This window comes from Weissella viridescens, from assembly GCF_003862435.1.
Lineage (GTDB): Bacteria > Bacillota > Bacilli > Lactobacillales > Lactobacillaceae > Weissella > Weissella viridescens_A.
Genome location: NZ_RHGY01000001.1, coordinates 65,199 through 82,981, shown reverse-complemented (window position 1 = coordinate 82,981; position 17,783 = coordinate 65,199). Strand labels below are relative to the sequence as shown.

Genomic DNA, 17,783 nt, shown 5'->3' with positions numbered 1-17,783 from the left:
CCTCTAATCTTCGTCCGCCGCTGAAAGAGTATAACCAACGTTACGGAGTGTCTTAATATTCACTGAAGCATTTGCTTTACGTAAGTTCTTACGCAAATTACTCATGTAAACTTCGACCACAGTCAATGAAGTGTCAGAATCAAAGCCCCAAAGGCGATCAAAGATTTGATCCTTGGTAACGATTTGCCCCACGTGTTGCATGAGATAAACAAGCAATCCAAATTCACGACCTTGCAAGTTAACTTCTTTACCATCAATTAAAACCTTGTGTTGGTCAACGAACACTTGAATGTTACCCACTTCAAGCGCACCATCTTGCCCCAAAACACCAGTATGGCGCAAAAGCGTCTTCAAGCGAGCTAATAACTCTTCCTTGTAGAATGGCTTAGTAATATATTCATCAGCCCCCATATCGAACCCTTGCATCTTATCAGCAAGTTCACCCTTGGCAGTCAACATCAAAATTGGCAAATTAGGAAATTCTTCTTTCGCCTTTTTTAGGATGGTAAATCCATCAACACCTGGAAGCATCACGTCTAAAATCACTGCGTCATAGACTCCTGATTCAATTTCAAATAATCCTTCATCCCCATCATGCACTTGAGTGACGTCACCTAATTCACTGATGGTGTCACGCACTGTATCATTTAATGCATAATCATCTTCAACAACTAGTAATTTAATTGTATCTCCTGCCATCGCTAGCCTCATTTCTTGAATTCATTCATTTTTTATTTAAGTTCAATTATCTTGTAGCGCCAGTTTAAGGTAACCAGCTTTATCTAGGCTTTAAGTTTTAAAAAAAATGCGTTGATTATAAATAATCAACGCATCCGGACTGTGATATCACTACCACAGACACTTCTGTTTTTTAACAGATCGTGTCGCCCTTGTTTCCTCTACAAGGGCGACACGATTTGTTGTAATTCTACATTACTCAAATCGTATCACCCCCTTTCCTAGAATGTCTCTATTATAACACCATCTATTCAGTTGGCAAAAAAATCACCTTATTTTCCCGTCATTTTCTATAAATTGTTGCAATTGATAACGTTGTAACTTACCACTTGCGGTGCGAGGCCATGCTTGTGTTAGGCGATAAAATGCCTTTGGCACCTTATAATGCGCGATATGTTCACGTCCATACGTAATTAGGTCAGCCGCCGATACATTAACTCCGGGCTCCACATCAACAAACGCTACCGGTACGGAACCCCACTTTTCATCTGGAATCCCAACAACACCAATTTCCTTGATTCCAGGCATTTCACGATACATTGACTCAACTTCGTCCGGGAAAATATTTTCGCCACCTGATGAAATCATGTCACCTTCTCTTCCAACCAGATAAAGGTACCCATCATCGTCCAGATATCCCATATCGCCTGTATCAAACCAACCCTCTTCAAATGACGCTGCAAATTTTTCTGGCTGATTTAAATAACCCACCGTCAAAGTTGGTGATTTTACTTGAACCCGACCAATCCCGCGATCATTTGGATATGCTAATTTTAATTCAACTGGAAACAATGGTTTGCCGACTGAACCCATTTTCGCAATGGCATCAGCTGGGTCTAATGCGATAATTTGCGAGGCTGTTTCTGTCATCCCGTATGATTGCACCACTTCAACATTAGCGGCTTGTGCCTGTCGTAGCGTTGCCAAATCAGCCGGGCCACCACCAAGTAACATCGTCCGAAAGTTATCGGGATACTGTTGCCCTGCTGGTAATGTTTGAAGCAAGTCTTTTAGCATCGTTGGCACAACTGAGATTGTGGTAATATCACCAGTCATAATGTCCCGATTAATTTTTCCTGCATCAAAACGTTCATACAGTTGGACGGTAATGCCGTAAATCAGAGAACGCATCATAATTGAAAATCCACTGATATGGAAAATTGGTACTGCTGCGATCCAGACGTCAGATGCCGTAAGTCCCAAATTTAACATTGAGCCAACGGCTGAATAGAAATGGTTCCCAAAGGTCTGTTCAACCCCCTTCGGCTTACCAGTAGTCCCCGAGGTATACATAATCGTTGTCACTTGATCCAAGGCAAATTCTGAAACAGGTTCAAATCCTTGTGGTGCTTGTGCTTGCACTTGCTCAAACGTCACTTGTTGAATGGCATCCAACCGGCCTGTATACGCATCTGATTGAACAACTTGTGTTAGACCTGCGTCGTGAATTTGGAAAGCGAGTTCGTCCGGCGACAAGCGATAATTCAATAGTACGATTTCACGCCCCAATTGTTGGAGCGCCAAAATCATCTCATAGCCCAATAATGTATTGGGCGTTAAAACCGCCACACGCGGATTGTCGTCTAAAACACGGGCTAGCTTACCTGCTAACGTTAAAACTGCCGTATTTAATTCTTGAAACGTTAGACTTACGCCATTAAAGCGTAAAGCAGTTCGCGTTGGCGTTAATGCAACGCGCTTTTGTAGCCAATTTTGCATGCTAGCCTCCTTCAATAAAAAAGCCCACAACCAAATTTGGTTGGAGCTTGAACGACTTATGGGAACTTAGGGAATTGATCAAAGTCAGGATCGCGCTTTTCTAAGAACGCATCACGCCCTTCTTTCCCTTCGTCCGTCGTGTAATAAAGCATTGTAGCGTCACCTGCAAATTGTTGCAAACCAGCAAGCCCATCAGTATCAGCATTCATCGCTGCCTTAATGAAACGTAGTGCAGTTGGTGACTTCTTAAGCAATTCATTTGACCACTCAATCGTGGCATCTTCGACCTCTGCTAGTGGTACAACGCGGTTAATCCACCCCATGTCCATTGCTTCTTCGGCAGTATAGAACTTGTTTAAGAACCACACTTCCTTGGCACGCTTATGTCCAATCACTCGAGCTAAGTAACCTGAACCATATCCAGCATCAAAAGAACCAACCATTGGTCCTGTTTGACCAAACTTGGCGTTGTCGGCGGCAACTGTTAAATCACAAACTAATTGCAGAATGTTTCCACCACCAACAGACCAACCCTTGACCATCGCGATTACTGGTTTTGGAATAACACGAATCAAACGTTGTAAGTCCAACACATTCAAACGGGCAATTTCGTCAGGACCAACATAACCACCGTTACCACGGACTGATTGATCACCACCTGATGAAAAGGCTTCATCCCCAGCTCCAGTTAGGATAATAACCCCAATTGAAGCATCATCACGACAATAACTAAATGCTTCAATCAACTCAGAAATCGTTACTGGTGTGAACGCATTGCGCTTTTCTGGACGATTGATTGTTAACTTCGCAATCTTTCCCGTTCTTTCAAATAAAATTTCAGAATACGGCTTAACCGTTGACCATTCAACTTCACTCATCACTCATTATTCCCCCGTGACTTTAAAACTAGATTTATCAAATTAATAACTCATATTTTAACACGTTCGGAGCCTTTCGTGGGTCGCTGTCTTTTTTTTTACATTTATCGTACAATATAAGTGATTTCAAACCGTTTACACATGCTACTTTAAGATAGGAGACTTATGAATACAATAGAATTTTTTGGTATCACAACCGAACTTGCTACTGCCAACGAAGTCATCCTAACGATGCCCATCACGGATAAGACTAAACAGCCTTATGGTGTGGTCCACGGTGGTATTAATGCGATGTTAGCTGAAACCGCTGCTAGTATTGGTGGTAACGCCGCTATCAATGATGCCCATCGTGCTGCAGTTGGGGTGGATCTTGAAATCCATCACCTAAATGCCGTGACTGAAGGCACGCTCAAAGCCGTTGCGACCCCCATTCACGTTGGTCATCGTCTGCAGACTTGGCAAGTAAATCTTTATGAAACGACTACTGAAACACATGTGGCCGTCTCAATTGTTACGTTAACTAGTCGAACAATCTAAAGGAGCCTTTAACCATGGAAGCATTGCTTATTATTGATTACACAAATGATTTTGTTGCTGATGATGGTGCCCTCACTTGTGGCGCTGCCGGCCAAGCCATCAGTGATCGCATCGTGGCTTTAGCCGAACAATTTTACCAAAATGGCAATGCCGTAATCTTGCCAACTGATTTGCACGAACGTGATGATCCCTACCATCCTGAAACAAAATTATTCCCACCTCACAATATTGCGGGAACACCAGGACGTGATTACTACGGTCCCTTAGCTGATTGGGTGGCTGAACATAAAGATGCCAATAACGTCTACGTTTACCCAAAGAATCGTTACAGTAGTTTCGCCAACACAAATTTAGATAACTATCTCCGTTCACGTAATATTCGTGACATTCACCTTACTGGAGTTTGTACCGATATCTGTGTCCTACACACTGCCGTTGATGCCTATAACTTAGACTACAACATCACTGTTCACGCTGATGCTGTCGCCAGTTTCTCACCTGAGGGACATACATGGGCGCTTGGTCACTTTAAAAATTCACTAGGTGCCAATGTCGTTGACGCCTAAGTTTCAGATATTTTGACAATTGTCGCGCCCGCAAAATCACTATTTTGTAGGGACCTCAATTGTCTTTTTTTATTTTTAAAAATCCAATAAAACCGCCATTTGCGTTTTATCGCCCAACACTTTCCATGTCCGCTGAGCATCTAAGGCTGGCCCGAAATCAAAATAGGCATCCAACTCACCTGGCCATCGACGCGTGGCATCCTCACTTTTAAGCCGACAACTTTCCCAATGTTTTTCAGGTAAGCCCCGTGTGACTTGGTATGGTGCACATAAAATCACAGGCTTGATTTGGGCACGTAATAAATCATGTACCTCCAGTAGATATTGCGCCTTCAATCGATGAACTGATGGCGTTGAAATCACCGCAATGACATAGGTTTGCGTCTCAACGACAAGTAGCTTGATTTGAGGGGCTAACTGCCGATACCATAATTTTACAATGGCCGTTCGACAGAGAATTGCTTGTCCCATATGTGCATTTGCCCTTAAGTAGATTGTCGAAAAGACGGTCTGCCAATTTGCTGGTAGTCCTACGCCTAATTGATAACCGGGGTTATCTTGATAGATCCGCGTGATACCATCATTCAAATAAAAATGTTGCGGATACAATTCTGCTAATCCTTGTTGTTGATGTTGTCCCACTCGATTTAACACCAAGCATTCGATATCGAGTGTTTCAATCTGTGCCTGTAGCATTGCAACCATGTGCGGCTGCCACACATCAATTTGATTATCCATTAACGCCATCCGCATAAATTCACCTCGCACTTCGATTAAGAGAAGTCAAATATTAACTGAATTTTCCTGGTACCTCAAGCCATTTTCAGACTAATTGATGCCTAAATTATGCTGAAGTTTTTTTGCTTAATAGGCTTAACAACTTTATAAGCGCTCATCCTCATATTCTGAATAAACTTGATACTGTTAATGTTTAACACTGTTAAGTAAAAAAGACTGTGTCCTTTTCGGCACAGTCTTTTTGTTTAAAAATCACTCAATTTCGCCCAACCAGGCTTTTCATCAGCGTCATCATCCGATGCCGTTGACGCAATTTCTGGTTCCGGCGTAAACGCAACCGGTTCTTTTTCCACAGTTGGCATGTCTTCTGGCGCCAAAACGTGTTCAATCGCCTCCTGCAATTTTACCAATTCATCATGGTTCAAGGTAATCCCTTTCCCCATTTTTTTATGATCAGGAGACCATGTCCGTAAGTCAAACTTTGGCTGATTGTCACCCCATTGTACAAAATTCAATTGTAGCTCCCAACCACTTTTACTCGTTGAAAGGGTGCCAAATTGTTCTAAAATATCGAATTTCAATTCTGCCATTCGTTAAACCTCCTAAATAAAGTCCAAATCATGCGCAATTGGTTTTTGCATCATGACCTTAACCGTGTCCAGATTTTTGGTTTGCGCCAAAATCCACATCAATTTGGCCACCACAGCTTCAGTATTCATATCACCAACTGTAATACCCCCAGCTTTCGCAACTTGTTGGCCAACCTCATAGAGGTAGATATCTTGACCTTCTTGCAAAATTTGCGTTGTGATAATCACTGGAATACCGGCTTGGGTCATTTTCTCGATCCCTGGAATCAAATTCCGGTTTTCAAATGGTAAGCCCCCATTTCCAAAACTTTCAATAATCAATCCATCAACACGTTCAGCCAAGTAATCCAAAATTTCAGGTTGTAATCCTGGGAAAGCCTTTAAAACAAAGACGTTCGTATCCAACTTTAATTCACTTGGCATGACCTTATCGTCGTTAGATTCTGGCTCGAAGAGTGGTCCCATTTCACCATCACTCACACTGGCAATGTATGGGAAATTCACACTTTCAAACGCATCATAACTCTTGGTTTTCGTCTTAACCGCTCGCGTCCCCAAAATCACCAGACCATTGAAGACGACAAAGACACCATTCAACGTCGTTTGGCTCGCAAAGGTCAACGCATCATGCAGATTACGCACTGCGTCAGTTTCCGCCATCCCCAAGGGTACTTGTGATCCCGTCAAGATAACCGGCTTTTCAAGACCATTCAAGAGATATGATAACCCCGCGGCCGTGTATCCCATCGTATCGGTTCCATGCGTAATAATAAAAGCATCATATTCGGCTTGGTGTTGCTGAATCCGTTCTGCCAACGCCACCCAATCTTCGGGCTGCATATTGGTTGAGTCTTTATTCATCACACTTTCCACCGACAAAGTTACACCTGGGCGTTCTCCAAAGTAACTGATCAGTACGTCGTCAGCCATCCCTGGTGCTAGCCCATTTTCAGTTTTACGTGAAGCAATGGTTCCACCCGTTGTTAATACTAAAATATTTTGCATGTTTTTCCCTCTACGCCATCTTTTTCATTAAAATTCATTATCGCACATAAAAAAGAAGTTGGGAAACCCCCAACTTCTTTCACAATAAAATTAAGATTTCGGATCTGCTTCAACCTTATTCTTGGTACTGTGACGAATACCATAAGCAAAGTACAAGACGATTCCAATAACTAACCAACCAGCCATCAAGACCAATGCATCAACATTCAATGTTAAGAATAGTCCAGCAGCTGATAAAGCAGCAAGGATTGGGATAACTGGGTAGCCAGGTACCTTGTAACCTGTATTGACGATGTCCTTACGACGACGAAGCACCAAGACACCAAGTGAGGCTAAGATAAAGGCAATCAACGTTCCGGCTGAAACCAGATTTGAAAGTAAGTTAATTGGGAAAATTGAACCCAAGAAGACTGCCGCAACTAACATCAAGATTGTTGCGTTTCCAGGTAATCCACGCTTATCCAACTCACCCATTTGATGAGGGATCAAACCGTCACGCCCGAATGAATAAAGCAAACGTGATCCACCAACCATTAGGGCAATCAAACCTGTGAACATTCCAACTAAGGCGACAATTGAAAGCAAGTTCGCCGTGAAGTAGTGTTGCGTTTGACGCAAAGCCCAGGCTGCAGGTTCGGCGTTACCCGCATAGCGTTCGTATGGGAACATTCCTGTCAAGACAGCTGATACAGCAACGAACAAAATTGTCGCAATCAACAATGTTCCAATAATGGCACGTGGCATTGTCTTTTGTGGATTCTTAACTTCCGCAGAATTAGCGGCAATGGTATCAAACCCAATATAAGCAAAGAACACTTGCGAAGCACCGTGCAAAATACCGATGCCACCACCAAAGTCAGTTCCAGCTTTGTGGGCAGGCACAAATGGGACCCAGTTGTTAACTTGTACCGCTGTTAAACCAACAACGATGAAGAGCACAATCACAGCAACCTTTAAAATAACCAACCAGTTTTCAACGATTGCGGCAGCCTTAACCCCACGCATAACTAGTAATCCAACTCCAATTAAGGCTAATGCACCAAACAAGTCAATGAATTGACCTTTAGCAGGATTAAATGAACCAGAAATTGCAGCAGGTAATTTAATCCCAAAACTATTGACGAACCCTTGGAAATAAGAAGACCAAGCTGATGACACAAAAGCTAACGCAATCAGATATTCTGAAAGCACGGCCCAACCGGCCACCCATCCCATAAATTCACCAAAAATAACATTGGCCCAAGAATAGATTGATCCAGCAAACGGCATTGCTGATGCCAATTCTGAATATGATAAAGCTGATAGCCCCGCCACAATGGCAGCAACAATAAATGAAATCACAACGGCAGGTCCGGCATAATCAGCGGCAACGATACCAGGCATGGTAAAAATACCAGCCCCGACAACCGTTCCGATTCCCATCGCCACCATATCTTTAAGCCCCAAAACTGGCTTTAGATGACCGTCCTTATCCGCGTAATTCTGGGGATTTTCTTTTCGCCCCATATTTGCTAAAACACTTGATTTAGTCATAAGCTTCTCCTTTTTTACGGCTATAATACCAATACACTGGTAGGCCAATAAATACTAATCCAATCGCAATGATGGATGATCCAAAATCATTAATTAAGGTACTAATTAGGACAAATAATGCTCCTAGAATTGCAATAAGCGGTACCCATGGATAACCGGGTACGGAAAAAATTGATTCAAGTTTTGTGAGTGGCTCAGTAACTTTTACCATTTGCTTATCACGATGGCGTAAGATGAATAGTCCCACAAATGTCGCTGTGTAGAAAATCCAAATAATAAATACGGCAATATTTGATAACCAGTCAGCTGATGCTGTAAATTGCAACAAGCTAGCTGTTACTGTTAGAAATAGGATTGAACCAGTGGGTTCGTTGAATCGATTCACTTTGGCTAACCATTTTGGCAATACACCATCTTCCGCCATCGCAAATGTCATCCGTGGTAGTGCCATTAACTTTCCATTAATCGTTCCCAAAATTGAAATCAGGATAATGATGGTCAATAAACGTCCACCCAGTTTCCCAAAGGCTTGGGTAACAACCCCGAACGTCGCATTGTCACCTAAACGGACAATTTCGTTTGCTGGCATGGCGCGCATCATCCCGTATGAGATACCTGCGTAAGCCACAACCACAATTAGAATGCCAATCACGATTGCGCGTGGTAGGTTCTTTTGCGGGTTCTTTAGTTCACCACCCATGTTTGTCAACGTCGCCCACCCGTCATAGGCAAACAATGTCGCAAGGACAGCCATTCCAAAGCCACCTGACGGCGTACTCGTTACTGTGGCAACAGATTGATTCAAGGCATCAACCTTACCAAAGAATAACCCATAGGCAATCACTGCAATGATTGGCAATAATTTAATTGATGTCGTGATTACCGCAAAAGCTGCTGGAACTCGATTATCCAATAAATTAATTCCGGTAATAAATAAAATCGTTAAAATTGCGACAATCAACTGCCATTGTTGCGACAGGCCGAAAAAATTATTGAAAAGAATAGCAAAGTAGGCTGATAGCGATGCAACAATGGCCGGTGCATACAGTACCGTTTGTGCCCAACCGGTCAAAAAGCCCCAGACCTTGCCGTAAATCTTTTCCATGTAAATGTACAGGCCACCAGTCAGCGGGATCCGCGCTCCAATTTCTGAAATTGTCAGGCCGGCCGCTAACGTAATTAGCCCACCGAAGATCCAAGCTAGCAAAGCTGGTGTACTACCACCAGCCGTAGAAATGACTTGTGCCTGCTTAAAGAAAATTCCAGATCCGATTACGGTTCCAACAACCAACGAAATCCCTGACGTGACACCAACCGACCGTTTCAATCCAGTCGTTTTCTCCATATATCCGAGCTCCTTTGTACGAAAAAACCAACTGGCCTATAGCGATAACGGGGGATTGTTATCAACACGGTCAATTGGTTTGGGGGATTCTATTCAAGTTGTTCTACCTCAAGCAGAAAAACCCCAACCAGTCACGAGACTAATTGAGGTGAGAACCAACACTTGATTTGAATTTGAATAATTGCTTTGCATAATCTTGGTTCTCCCTTCTGGCTTGTTTAGAATAATTAGAATTCTATCATTTTAAATCCTTGCTGACAAGCCCTAAAACTCGTTTTTCTGAAAATAAACTTAAATTCTTTTTTGTTTGTCATTTTCACTTCCTCCAATGTCTCTGTTCGAGAAATATTCTGGAAAAATTCGCATTCGCCCGTCACACGCTTTACAATATAGATATGCAATTACCTGGAGGTATTCTAATGTTAGCAATTAAATTAAATCAATTCGGTGGTGTCGATGAGCTTAAAGAAGTGCACGTTGACCGGCCCACCCCAGCCGCCAAACAAGTCTTAATTGAAAACCATGCCGTTGCTATCGACCCTTATGATGTTAAGTTCGTCATGGGCCTCATGGGTGAAGGTGATAAATTACCTTTAGTTCCTGGTTCAAGCGTTGTTGGTGAAATCGTTGCAATTGGCGCCGACGTTACCGACTTTAAAGTTGGCGATCGCGTGGCTGCCAACCGCCACCATCAAACTTATGCCGAATATGTGCCAGTCGGCCAATCCGCATTAGCAAAAGTACCCGATTCAATCAGTGATGCCACCGCGGTGGCATCCGTTTTAGGTGCCGCAACGGGCTATCAAATGGTTGTTGAAAACTTAGATATCCAAGCTGGTGAAAAGGTACTCATCCAAGGTGGTTCAGGAAGTGTGGGAAGTGCTGCCATTCAAGCTGCGCTCAATCGTGGTGCCGAAGTTTATGCCACGAGCAGTCCTGCCCATTTTGATTACCTTGAAAGTTTCGGGGACGTGCACCCTGTTGATTACCATACTGCCTATGAAAAGGATCTCAGTGATTTTGATGCTGTCCTAGATACAGTCGGTGGTACCACGACGGTTAAGTCAGCACAAGTCCTCAAAGCTGGTGGTCGTTTGGTAAACCTATCATCTGATCCACAATTAGACGAATTGAGTGAACGCTACCATATTACGGCCAAGTCTGCTTATTTGTTTGGTAAAGGGGCGCTTTTAAATGACCTCTTTGCTGACATTGCCGCTGGCCGGATTACCATTAAAATTGCCGATACAAAACCTTTCAATCAAGCAAACTTACAAGCTGACCACGCGCTTATGCGTGAAGAAAGTCCAGTTGGTAAGCTTGTTCTCGAATTTTAAAAGAGGAGTTTAATCTATGCCAGAAATTACACCCGATTATTATCAAGCCGTTGTTGATGCTTTAGCCGAGCGTGGCGTGACATTAGCGGCGCTGGCTCCCATGGTCATTGAAGGTCAAAAGGACCATATTCCTGACTTGCCATACGAAACGGCCCTCACGTCAATTGAACATGTCCTCCACAAGACTGAATCACAAGATGCTATCTTAACAGGACTTGCTTTAGATGACTTGGCACAAGCCGGCAAGCTGCCCGAACCACTGCAGACCCGTGTGCAAGAAGATTCAAGCACATATGGTGTTGATGAACAATTAGTGATGTCAATTCTAGGGCTTTACGGAACCATTTCATGGACTAACTTTGGTTTCCTAGATCGCACGAAGCCGGGTATCATTGGTGAATTAAACGATGCTCAAAAAAATGGCGGTCGTGTAAACACCTTTATCGATGACCTAGTTGCTGCGATTGTTGCCGCTGCCGAAGCACGTATTGCTCACGATTATAAATAAAAAACGTCTAACACAATCAGCTTGTGTTAGACGTTTTTATTTTGCTTATTGAATTTGCGTTACGATTCCATTAGCAGAAACTTGGTAAACAGCCAAAGTTCCAGCAATTTGGTTGTTTGAAACGCTAACCGTGTAACCAGCACCACCGTCAGATGGGTGTGCACTTAGTGTGAAGCGGTTTGGATCAAAACCTTGTACTTGACTCATATGTGCTGCCACAGCTGACGTTGCAGCCCCTGGCGTTGTCACATACGTATTAGGATCAGCTTGAACGGCCCCTTGTGGGTTACCAACTACACTTGAACCAGCAACCTGGCTGTCACTTGTTTGTGTGTCAGCAGCTGCACTTTCAGAAGGTGCGGCAACTTGACTTGAAGCAGCTTGTTCAGTTGAGCTAGCTGATTCTTCGGAAGAACTCACTTCAGATGAACTTGAACTCATCTCTGAACTTGATTTTTTAGAGTCACGCTTGTGTGAACTAGCCTTTTTGTGGCTAGAAACTGATGATTCTGTTTCCTTTTCAGAATTATGTTGTGATTCGACAATAGCATAACCTCCGCCACCGATAACGGCAACAGCGGCAATTCCAAGCAACCACTTAACTAAGTTTGACATGTTTTCCCCCTATTGAGCTGACTAACAGCTCATTGTTTAATTCCATTTGATGAGGTTTTGGTTAACCTTGTACCAATTATACCTGAAATGTGCCCCAAAAGTCCAAAAGTGCCTATGCATAATTTTTTAAAAAAAGCTCCCAAAATAACTTTGGGAGCTTTTCATTGTTTTAGATTTAGGCTTCTTCAGAACCGAAGAACTTTGCAACAAACGCTGCCAAAGCAGCTCCGACCAAAGGTCCAATCAAGTACACACCGATTTGTGACATGGCTGTCGCTGATCCAAAGAACATTGCAAACAATGCTGGTCCGAATGAACGAGCAGGGTTCAATGAGGCACCAGTGGCTGAAATACCAAGCAAAATCAAAGCAGTCAATGCAAATCCAATGACTAATGGTGCAAGCTTACCGGCACCGTGCTTTTTTGAACTAACCATCATGATGACCAAAACAAAGACGAATGTAAGGAACATTTCAATCATTGTTGCGCCCAAGAAAGTTACTGGCGTTTGGTAAACAGTTTGTCCAAATCCAATTTGTTGGATGGCAGCTTGCTTAGCACCGAATGCCTTCATGAAGCCAAAGACAACAGCTGAACCAGCGATACCACCAAGAATTTGTGCGACAACGTAACCCAAGAAGTTAATCCATGAGAGACGCTTGTTGATGGCCATGGCCAATGAAACAGCTGGGTTAAGGTGTGCCCCTGAAACATTTCCAAACGTGTAAACGGCCATCATTGCAGCCAAGCCAAAGGCCACCGCGACCGGCAAGGCACCAGTTTGTACCCCAACAAAGACAACAACACCAGTTCCGATACCAACTAGCATCAATGTACCGATAAATTCGGCTAAGTAAAGACGTGCTTTTTCCATGATAAATCCTCCATTAATTTCCTGTTTAATTCTCTTCTAATATATAACATTAGGCGCTTTTAATTAAACTTAAAGCACTTAACTAAAGTATTTCTTATTAAATTTAACGCCCGATGATTGACGCAGCTGCATTGTCTAATTTAAACCAGACCTTATTCGGATCTTCTTTAAATTGTTCGATAAAACTAGGTTCTCCATCAGCTGGTTGGATTTCGCCTTCAATTGAGTCATCAATGCCAACAATCTGCAACCCACTAAAGTCATCATCCCAACGGACCGTGTCGTAGTTTCCATCCATTCGGTCGTTAACAATTGCTTGGAAGCCAGCCTTCAATGCTTCGCGAATCACATCGTCTTCGGAAACTTCAAAGCCACGCGCATTCATTAAAATAACTTGATCAGTTACTTCTTGCATATCCTGCGGAATTTTTGGTTCTGCCATGTTCTGTTCCTCCTCATTAAATATCTTTAATGAATATTGTAACATGCTCAATTAGTTTATAAAGGCTAATGCGAATTGAATTTGTAGGGAGTCGTAATTCCGTTTATAATAGCATTAAGTGCCTCATGCACCTCAAATAACATTAATTAAGGAGGTTACAATTCATGGTTGAAGCTGTAACCGCACAAGAAATGCAATTATTGGATCGCTACACGGTGGATCAAATCGGTATGCCATCCCTCGTTTTAATGGAACGCACGGCCCAATCTGTGATTGAAGTCCTTGCTTCTGGAAAATATGATTTATCCAAAGTCCTCATCATTGCTGGACTAAGTAATAATGGTGGTGATGGTATCGTCATTGCCCGCCTTTTACGTCAAAAGGGCGTCAATGTTGATCTACTCATTTTGGGTGATGAAAAGCGCGCCACGCCTAACACGGCAACCCAATTAAAAATTGCTCGTAACTACGGCATTGAACCTTTACATCGCATTCATGATTTTAAGCATTATTCTGTGATTGTTGATGCTTTATTTGGGATTGGTTTGTCAAAGCCTGTTCCCGTTAAGTTGGGTGACATCATCAAACGTGTGAATGCTGCTAACATCCCCGTTGTTTCTGTTGATGTACCATCTGGCTTAAATGCCACAACTGGCGAAATCTTAGGATCAGCTATTCGTGCCAATGCTACGGTGACCTTTGCTTATCCTAAAACTGGATTGCTTAAGAACGAAGGTATCAAGCGCGCCGGCGACATTTACGTCAAAGACATTGGGATTTACCGTCCTGAAAACCTCGAGGAATTCTTAGCTTCTCAACCAGAGGAGGAATAACACACTGTTATGAATATTGTATTGATTGGAGCGGGACCACGTAATTTGGTCCTTGCCGAACGCTTAGTGGCTTTTGCCAATGCTTCATCCCAAGCGCACACCATTACCCTCTTGGATCCATTCCCAGTAGGTGGTGTGGTCTGGAACCCTGATCAAAACCCAAAATTCATTGCCAATACAATTAGTCAACACCTCACATTATTTACAGATGATAGTGTTCCCAAACAGCAGCCTGGGCTGACTGGTCCTAACCTTTATGAATGGGTACATCATCAAGCCAGTGCGTACTTAGATGTTCATCCCTTCAAAAACGAAGTGGCGTTTCGTGATGAAATTGCGACGTTGAACCCGAATCATTTCGCTTCACGTGCCATTTTTGGTTTATATGCAGCCTGGTTCTTTGAACAATTGCAACAACACGTGGATGCAAATACGGAGTTGATTTTCAACCAAACGAAAGTGACGCACGTTCAGGCTCAAGCCGACGGTCAGTATCGCCTCACGCTTGCTGATGGTCAACAACTGACTGCTGATAACGTCATCTACACGCCTGGTTACACGGATACACAACTAACCGATGAAGAACAAACTTTTCAAACAGCAGCACAGAACGCTAATTGGCAATACTTTGCCCCCATGCAACCCAGCGCTGCCCCACTAAACAATCTCCGACCTGCCGAACCCGTTTTGGTGCGTGGTCTTGGTCTAAGCTTCTTCGATTACATGGCTGACCTTACTTTGGGCCGAGGCGGGATGTTTGAACGCCAATCCGATAATCAATTGGTCTACCATCCCGCTGGTCGTGAGCCACATATCATTGCTGGTTCACGTACGGGAACTATTCCACATGCCAAAGCTTATAATCAAAAGCCGCATGCGGAGGATTATGATGCTATTTTCTTCACCCGTGCCAACATTGAAAAGCATATGGTTCATGGCCATATTCGTTATGCTGATTTCTATCAGTTGCTCCAAAATGAAATGACTTACAAGTATTATTTCAATTTAATGAGCGATATGGCGGCTAACTGGTCATTCAATCGGGCTGATTTCTTATCTGCGTTACGCCAGAGTGATGATCTTTCAGCCACGGCAAATGCATTTGGCATCCCCGCCAATCAGCAAATTAATTGGTCACAGCTATTAAATCCATTGGCGGAGATTCCAACGGATTATCGTGCGTTTATGCAACAATATCTTGAAAATGACATTATCGATGCGCGCAAGGGTAATGATTTAGCGCCGTTTGCCGGTGCGTTTGAATTATTGAAAGATTTGCGTGGTCAACTCCGTCAATATCTCGAAGCAGATGTGTTAAGTGTGGATGAGTATGAAACTTTTTTGAAGAAGTTCAACCCAATTAACCGGTTGCTCAACGTTGGTCCGCCACTCTTACGAATCGAACAATTGCACGCACTTATTCGTGCAGGAATCGTAACAGTGGCGGCGCCACATTTCAAAGTCACTATCACGGACGCAGGTTTCCAGGGGAGCGACGAACAAGGACAAACGTGGACCGCAACACAATTAGTTGAAGCCCGCTTGCCCGCCACAACGCTTACCCACACCGCTGATCCAATCCTAAGTGAACTCACTCAAGCTGGACTTGTGACACCCGTCCAACTGAAACGTGCTGACGGCAGCATTTTTGAAATTGATGCTGTCCACACCAACCGCAAAACGCAACAAGCCATTGCTAAGAATGGTCAAGAACAGCAACATCTCTTTGTTTGGGGCCTTCCAACAGAAAAGTGGCATTGGTTTACGACCTTTGCCCCACGTCCAAATGTAGATGATAAAAACTTGAATGATGCCGAAGTGATTGCTGAAACTATTTTCAATGCATAAGAAAAGCACATGTCCGTTAGGCATGTGCTTTTTTGTTATTGCTTATTTAATTTTGAATGCTTAACACCGTAGGTTAGATAAATCACAATTCCAATGGCAAACCAAACGGCTGCGGCAACGAGCGTATCAGCTTGAAGTTGCGTCATCAAGAAGAATGAGAAACCAGCCGAAATCAGTGGCAATACTGGATAGAATGGCATCTTGTAACCTGCGTGGTTCAAGTCCTTACGCTTACGCAAAGGAATGATTCCCAATGATACGACGATGAATGCCAAAAGGGTTCCAATATTAACCAGAGCGACCAAGCGGTCCAACGGCACCAATCCTCCAAAAATCATCACGACAATTGTCGCAATAATCAAGGCCCGACTAGGTTCACCCTTCTTGTTCAACTTACCCAAATGACCTGGTAACAAACCGTCACGCCCAATCGCATAAACCAAACGTGATGAGGCATACAACATCGTGTACATCATTGTGAACATTCCTACCAAGGCTCCGATTGTTACAACAAAGGCCACACCGTTCTTACCAACCATTTGCAATGCAAAGGCAACTGGATCAGCCACATTCAATTGCTTGTAGTTGACCATTCCAGTTAGCACGAAGGCTACCAAAGCATATAAGATTGCCGCAATAATCAAAGTGCCAAAAATCCCGATTGGAATATTACGCTTGGGGTTCTTCACTTCGGCGGCTGATGATGACAAAGCATCAAAACCAAGGAAGGCGAAGAAGACCATTGAAGCACCCGTCAAGATACCATGAATTCCGAAAGCACCGTGTGAACGGGCTGGGACGAATGGATGATAATTACCTGCTTTAATATAGAAGATTCCAACACCAATGAACAAAAGGATGATGGCAATTTTCAATAACACCATGCCGTTTTGTAGACGCTTTGATTCTTTCATTCCCCCATACAAGAGAATTCCCAAAATAAGTAGGACAATCACTGCAATCAAATTGATGTACGTCCCACCAGCTGGGTTAAAAGGTCCTGAAAGAGCTTTAGGCATTTTGAAAATTGGCGCGACTAAGTTCGCAAAGTAGGCTGACCAACTCGTCGCAACCGCAGCAACAGCCAGGAAGTATTCCAAAATCAAAGCCCAGCCCAGAATCCAACCCACGATTTCACCGAAGACAATGTTTCCGTATGAATAAGCCGAACCTGCAACTGGTAGTGCAGACGCCATTTCAGAATAGGCCATCGCCACTAACCCTGAAATCAAAGCAGCAATAATAAAACTAATGACAACCGCAGGTCCAGCCGTCGTCGCCGCAACTGTTCCAGGAAGAATGAAGATCCCTGTTCCAATAACCGCACCGACACCTAGTCCCAATAAGTCTTTGGCACTCAATGTTTTCGTGAAATGTTCATCTGATTGCATATAATTGGCAATCGACTCTTTCTTAAATACCCGATTCAATAAACCCATAAAAATTCTCCTAAAATAATCATAAAAAAAGTGCGACGGATTAAAAAATTGAATCCGGCACACTTACTCACGTTGGCATACTTGTTTAAAGTAGTTCAATGCACGTAAACATTTCCGGATTCAGCATCCGAAAGTTCACGTAAACAGACTTTACATAAATTTCGGATAGTTACCCAAAAAACGTAAAGCCCTTAAATGATTCAATTGTTACCATTGAATGTTGCATTGATCCTACCTC

At 43.2% G+C, this 17,783-nt stretch carries 18 protein-coding genes; 6 read left to right on the top strand and 12 right to left on the bottom strand.

The window, feature by feature from the left end; translation table 11 throughout:
- Nucleotides 1–3: 3 nt before the first annotated feature.
- The 3 genes from D3P96_RS00380 to menB all read right to left on the bottom strand — a co-directional run bounded on the left by D3P96_RS00380 (nucleotide 4) and on the right by menB (nucleotide 3,335).
- Nucleotides 4–699 carry a response regulator transcription factor gene (locus D3P96_RS00380; RefSeq protein ID WP_124942461.1) on the bottom strand — a complete coding sequence of 232 codons (696 nt, stop codon included), beginning with the start codon at nucleotides 697–699 and terminating at the stop codon, nucleotides 4–6.
- Nucleotides 700–1,005: 306 nt separating this feature from the next.
- Nucleotides 1,006–2,457, bottom strand: a complete 1,452-nt coding sequence (locus D3P96_RS00375) for an o-succinylbenzoate--CoA ligase (protein WP_124942460.1) — start codon at nucleotides 2,455–2,457, stop codon at nucleotides 1,006–1,008.
- A gap of 56 nt (nucleotides 2,458–2,513) precedes the next feature.
- The gene (gene menB, locus D3P96_RS00370; protein ID WP_057744849.1) at nucleotides 2,514–3,335 is read right to left on the bottom strand and encodes a 1,4-dihydroxy-2-naphthoyl-CoA synthase; all 822 of its coding nucleotides are present in this window, start codon (nucleotides 3,333–3,335) and stop codon (nucleotides 2,514–2,516) included.
- Nucleotides 3,336–3,500: 165 nt separating this feature from the next.
- Here menB and D3P96_RS00365 point away from each other — a divergent pair, with 165 nt between their 5' ends.
- Nucleotides 3,501–3,872, top strand: coding sequence for a PaaI family thioesterase (locus D3P96_RS00365; RefSeq protein ID WP_124942459.1), 372 nt, complete (start codon nucleotides 3,501–3,503; stop codon nucleotides 3,870–3,872).
- Nucleotides 3,873–3,886: 14 nt separating this feature from the next.
- Entirely contained in the window at nucleotides 3,887–4,438 is a 552-nt protein-coding gene (locus tag D3P96_RS00360; protein ID WP_124942458.1) for a cysteine hydrolase family protein, read from the top strand.
- A gap of 75 nt (nucleotides 4,439–4,513) precedes the next feature.
- On the opposite strand, the gene D3P96_RS00355 is transcribed toward D3P96_RS00360, so the two are convergent.
- The 5 genes from D3P96_RS00355 to D3P96_RS00335 all read right to left on the bottom strand — a co-directional run bounded on the left by D3P96_RS00355 (nucleotide 4,514) and on the right by D3P96_RS00335 (nucleotide 9,649).
- On the bottom strand, nucleotides 4,514–5,191 hold the full coding sequence (locus tag D3P96_RS00355; RefSeq protein WP_124942457.1) for a hypothetical protein: 678 nt from the start codon (nucleotides 5,189–5,191) through the stop codon (nucleotides 4,514–4,516).
- A gap of 230 nt (nucleotides 5,192–5,421) precedes the next feature.
- Nucleotides 5,422–5,766 (bottom strand): YdbC family protein, encoded by a 345-nt coding sequence (locus tag D3P96_RS00350; protein WP_124942456.1) that lies wholly within the window; start codon nucleotides 5,764–5,766, stop codon nucleotides 5,422–5,424.
- A 12-nt stretch (nucleotides 5,767–5,778) separates the two neighbouring features.
- Entirely contained in the window at nucleotides 5,779–6,771 is a 993-nt protein-coding gene (locus tag D3P96_RS00345; RefSeq protein ID WP_124942455.1) for an asparaginase, read from the bottom strand.
- A 90-nt stretch (nucleotides 6,772–6,861) separates the two neighbouring features.
- Complete coding sequence (locus D3P96_RS00340; protein WP_124942454.1) at nucleotides 6,862–8,304, bottom strand: APC family permease; 1,443 nt, start codon at nucleotides 8,302–8,304, stop codon at nucleotides 6,862–6,864.
- A complete protein-coding gene (locus D3P96_RS00335) occupies nucleotides 8,297–9,649 on the bottom strand; it encodes an APC family permease (RefSeq protein ID WP_124942453.1) in 1,353 nt (450 codons plus the stop codon). Before D3P96_RS00335 ends, D3P96_RS00340 begins: the two co-directional genes overlap by 8 nt.
- A 419-nt stretch (nucleotides 9,650–10,068) precedes the next feature.
- Here D3P96_RS00335 and D3P96_RS00330 point away from each other — a divergent pair, with 419 nt between their 5' ends.
- Both D3P96_RS00330 and D3P96_RS00325 read left to right on the top strand, forming a co-directional pair.
- On the top strand, nucleotides 10,069–10,986 hold the full coding sequence (locus tag D3P96_RS00330) for an NADP-dependent oxidoreductase (protein WP_124942452.1): 918 nt from the start codon (nucleotides 10,069–10,071) through the stop codon (nucleotides 10,984–10,986).
- A gap of 16 nt (nucleotides 10,987–11,002) precedes the next feature.
- The gene (locus D3P96_RS00325; protein ID WP_124942451.1) at nucleotides 11,003–11,494 is read left to right on the top strand and encodes a phosphatidylglycerophosphatase A family protein; all 492 of its coding nucleotides are present in this window, start codon (nucleotides 11,003–11,005) and stop codon (nucleotides 11,492–11,494) included.
- Between the two features lie 45 nt (nucleotides 11,495–11,539).
- Here the strand turns inward: D3P96_RS00325 and D3P96_RS00320 are convergent, their stop codons facing one another.
- From D3P96_RS00320 to D3P96_RS00310, 3 genes are all read right to left on the bottom strand, one after another.
- Complete coding sequence (locus D3P96_RS00320; protein ID WP_124942450.1) at nucleotides 11,540–12,109, bottom strand: hypothetical protein; 570 nt, start codon at nucleotides 12,107–12,109, stop codon at nucleotides 11,540–11,542.
- 175 nt (nucleotides 12,110–12,284) lie between these two features.
- Entirely contained in the window at nucleotides 12,285–12,983 is a 699-nt protein-coding gene (locus tag D3P96_RS00315; RefSeq protein WP_124942449.1) for an MIP/aquaporin family protein, read from the bottom strand.
- Nucleotides 12,984–13,086: 103 nt separating this feature from the next.
- Complete coding sequence (locus tag D3P96_RS00310; RefSeq protein WP_124942448.1) at nucleotides 13,087–13,425, bottom strand: hypothetical protein; 339 nt, start codon at nucleotides 13,423–13,425, stop codon at nucleotides 13,087–13,089.
- A 164-nt stretch (nucleotides 13,426–13,589) separates the two neighbouring features.
- Here D3P96_RS00310 and D3P96_RS00305 point away from each other — a divergent pair, with 164 nt between their 5' ends.
- Nucleotides 13,590–14,258 carry an NAD(P)H-hydrate epimerase gene (locus D3P96_RS00305; RefSeq protein ID WP_124942447.1) on the top strand — a complete coding sequence of 223 codons (669 nt, stop codon included), beginning with the start codon at nucleotides 13,590–13,592 and terminating at the stop codon, nucleotides 14,256–14,258.
- A 9-nt stretch (nucleotides 14,259–14,267) separates the two neighbouring features.
- Nucleotides 14,268–16,106: an FAD/NAD(P)-binding protein gene (locus D3P96_RS00300; protein ID WP_124942446.1), complete on the top strand. Its 1,839-nt coding sequence runs from the start codon at nucleotides 14,268–14,270 to the stop codon at nucleotides 16,104–16,106.
- Between the two features lie 35 nt (nucleotides 16,107–16,141).
- Here the strand turns inward: D3P96_RS00300 and D3P96_RS00295 are convergent, their stop codons facing one another.
- Nucleotides 16,142–17,545 carry an APC family permease gene (locus tag D3P96_RS00295; RefSeq protein WP_124942445.1) on the bottom strand — a complete coding sequence of 468 codons (1,404 nt, stop codon included), beginning with the start codon at nucleotides 17,543–17,545 and terminating at the stop codon, nucleotides 16,142–16,144.
- Between the last annotated feature and the right edge of the window lie 238 nt (nucleotides 17,546–17,783).

Coding starts and splice junctions, on each gene's coding strand:
- D3P96_RS00375 (WP_124942460.1), bottom strand. CDS start 2,457: ATGCAAAATTGGCTACAAAAGCGCGTTGCATTAACGCCAACGCGAACT.
- D3P96_RS00335 (WP_124942453.1), bottom strand. CDS start 9,649: ATGGAGAAAACGACTGGATTGAAACGGTCGGTTGGTGTCACGTCAGGG.
- D3P96_RS00340 (WP_124942454.1), bottom strand. CDS start 8,304: ATGACTAAATCAAGTGTTTTAGCAAATATGGGGCGAAAAGAAAATCCC.
- D3P96_RS00305 (WP_124942447.1), top strand. CDS start 13,590: ATGGTTGAAGCTGTAACCGCACAAGAAATGCAATTATTGGATCGCTAC.
- D3P96_RS00320 (WP_124942450.1), bottom strand. CDS start 12,109: ATGTCAAACTTAGTTAAGTGGTTGCTTGGAATTGCCGCTGTTGCCGTT.
- D3P96_RS00315 (WP_124942449.1), bottom strand. CDS start 12,983: ATGGAAAAAGCACGTCTTTACTTAGCCGAATTTATCGGTACATTGATG.
- D3P96_RS00350 (WP_124942456.1), bottom strand. CDS start 5,766: ATGGCAGAATTGAAATTCGATATTTTAGAACAATTTGGCACCCTTTCA.
- D3P96_RS00365 (WP_124942459.1), top strand. CDS start 3,501: ATGAATACAATAGAATTTTTTGGTATCACAACCGAACTTGCTACTGCC.
- D3P96_RS00360 (WP_124942458.1), top strand. CDS start 3,887: ATGGAAGCATTGCTTATTATTGATTACACAAATGATTTTGTTGCTGAT.
- D3P96_RS00380 (WP_124942461.1), bottom strand. CDS start 699: ATGGCAGGAGATACAATTAAATTACTAGTTGTTGAAGATGATTATGCA.
- D3P96_RS00300 (WP_124942446.1), top strand. CDS start 14,268: ATGAATATTGTATTGATTGGAGCGGGACCACGTAATTTGGTCCTTGCC.
- D3P96_RS00330 (WP_124942452.1), top strand. CDS start 10,069: ATGTTAGCAATTAAATTAAATCAATTCGGTGGTGTCGATGAGCTTAAA.
- D3P96_RS00310 (WP_124942448.1), bottom strand. CDS start 13,425: ATGGCAGAACCAAAAATTCCGCAGGATATGCAAGAAGTAACTGATCAA.
- D3P96_RS00345 (WP_124942455.1), bottom strand. CDS start 6,771: ATGCAAAATATTTTAGTATTAACAACGGGTGGAACCATTGCTTCACGT.
- menB (WP_057744849.1), bottom strand. CDS start 3,335: ATGAGTGAAGTTGAATGGTCAACGGTTAAGCCGTATTCTGAAATTTTA.
- D3P96_RS00295 (WP_124942445.1), bottom strand. CDS start 17,545: ATGGGTTTATTGAATCGGGTATTTAAGAAAGAGTCGATTGCCAATTAT.
- D3P96_RS00325 (WP_124942451.1), top strand. CDS start 11,003: ATGCCAGAAATTACACCCGATTATTATCAAGCCGTTGTTGATGCTTTA.
- D3P96_RS00355 (WP_124942457.1), bottom strand. CDS start 5,191: ATGCGGATGGCGTTAATGGATAATCAAATTGATGTGTGGCAGCCGCAC.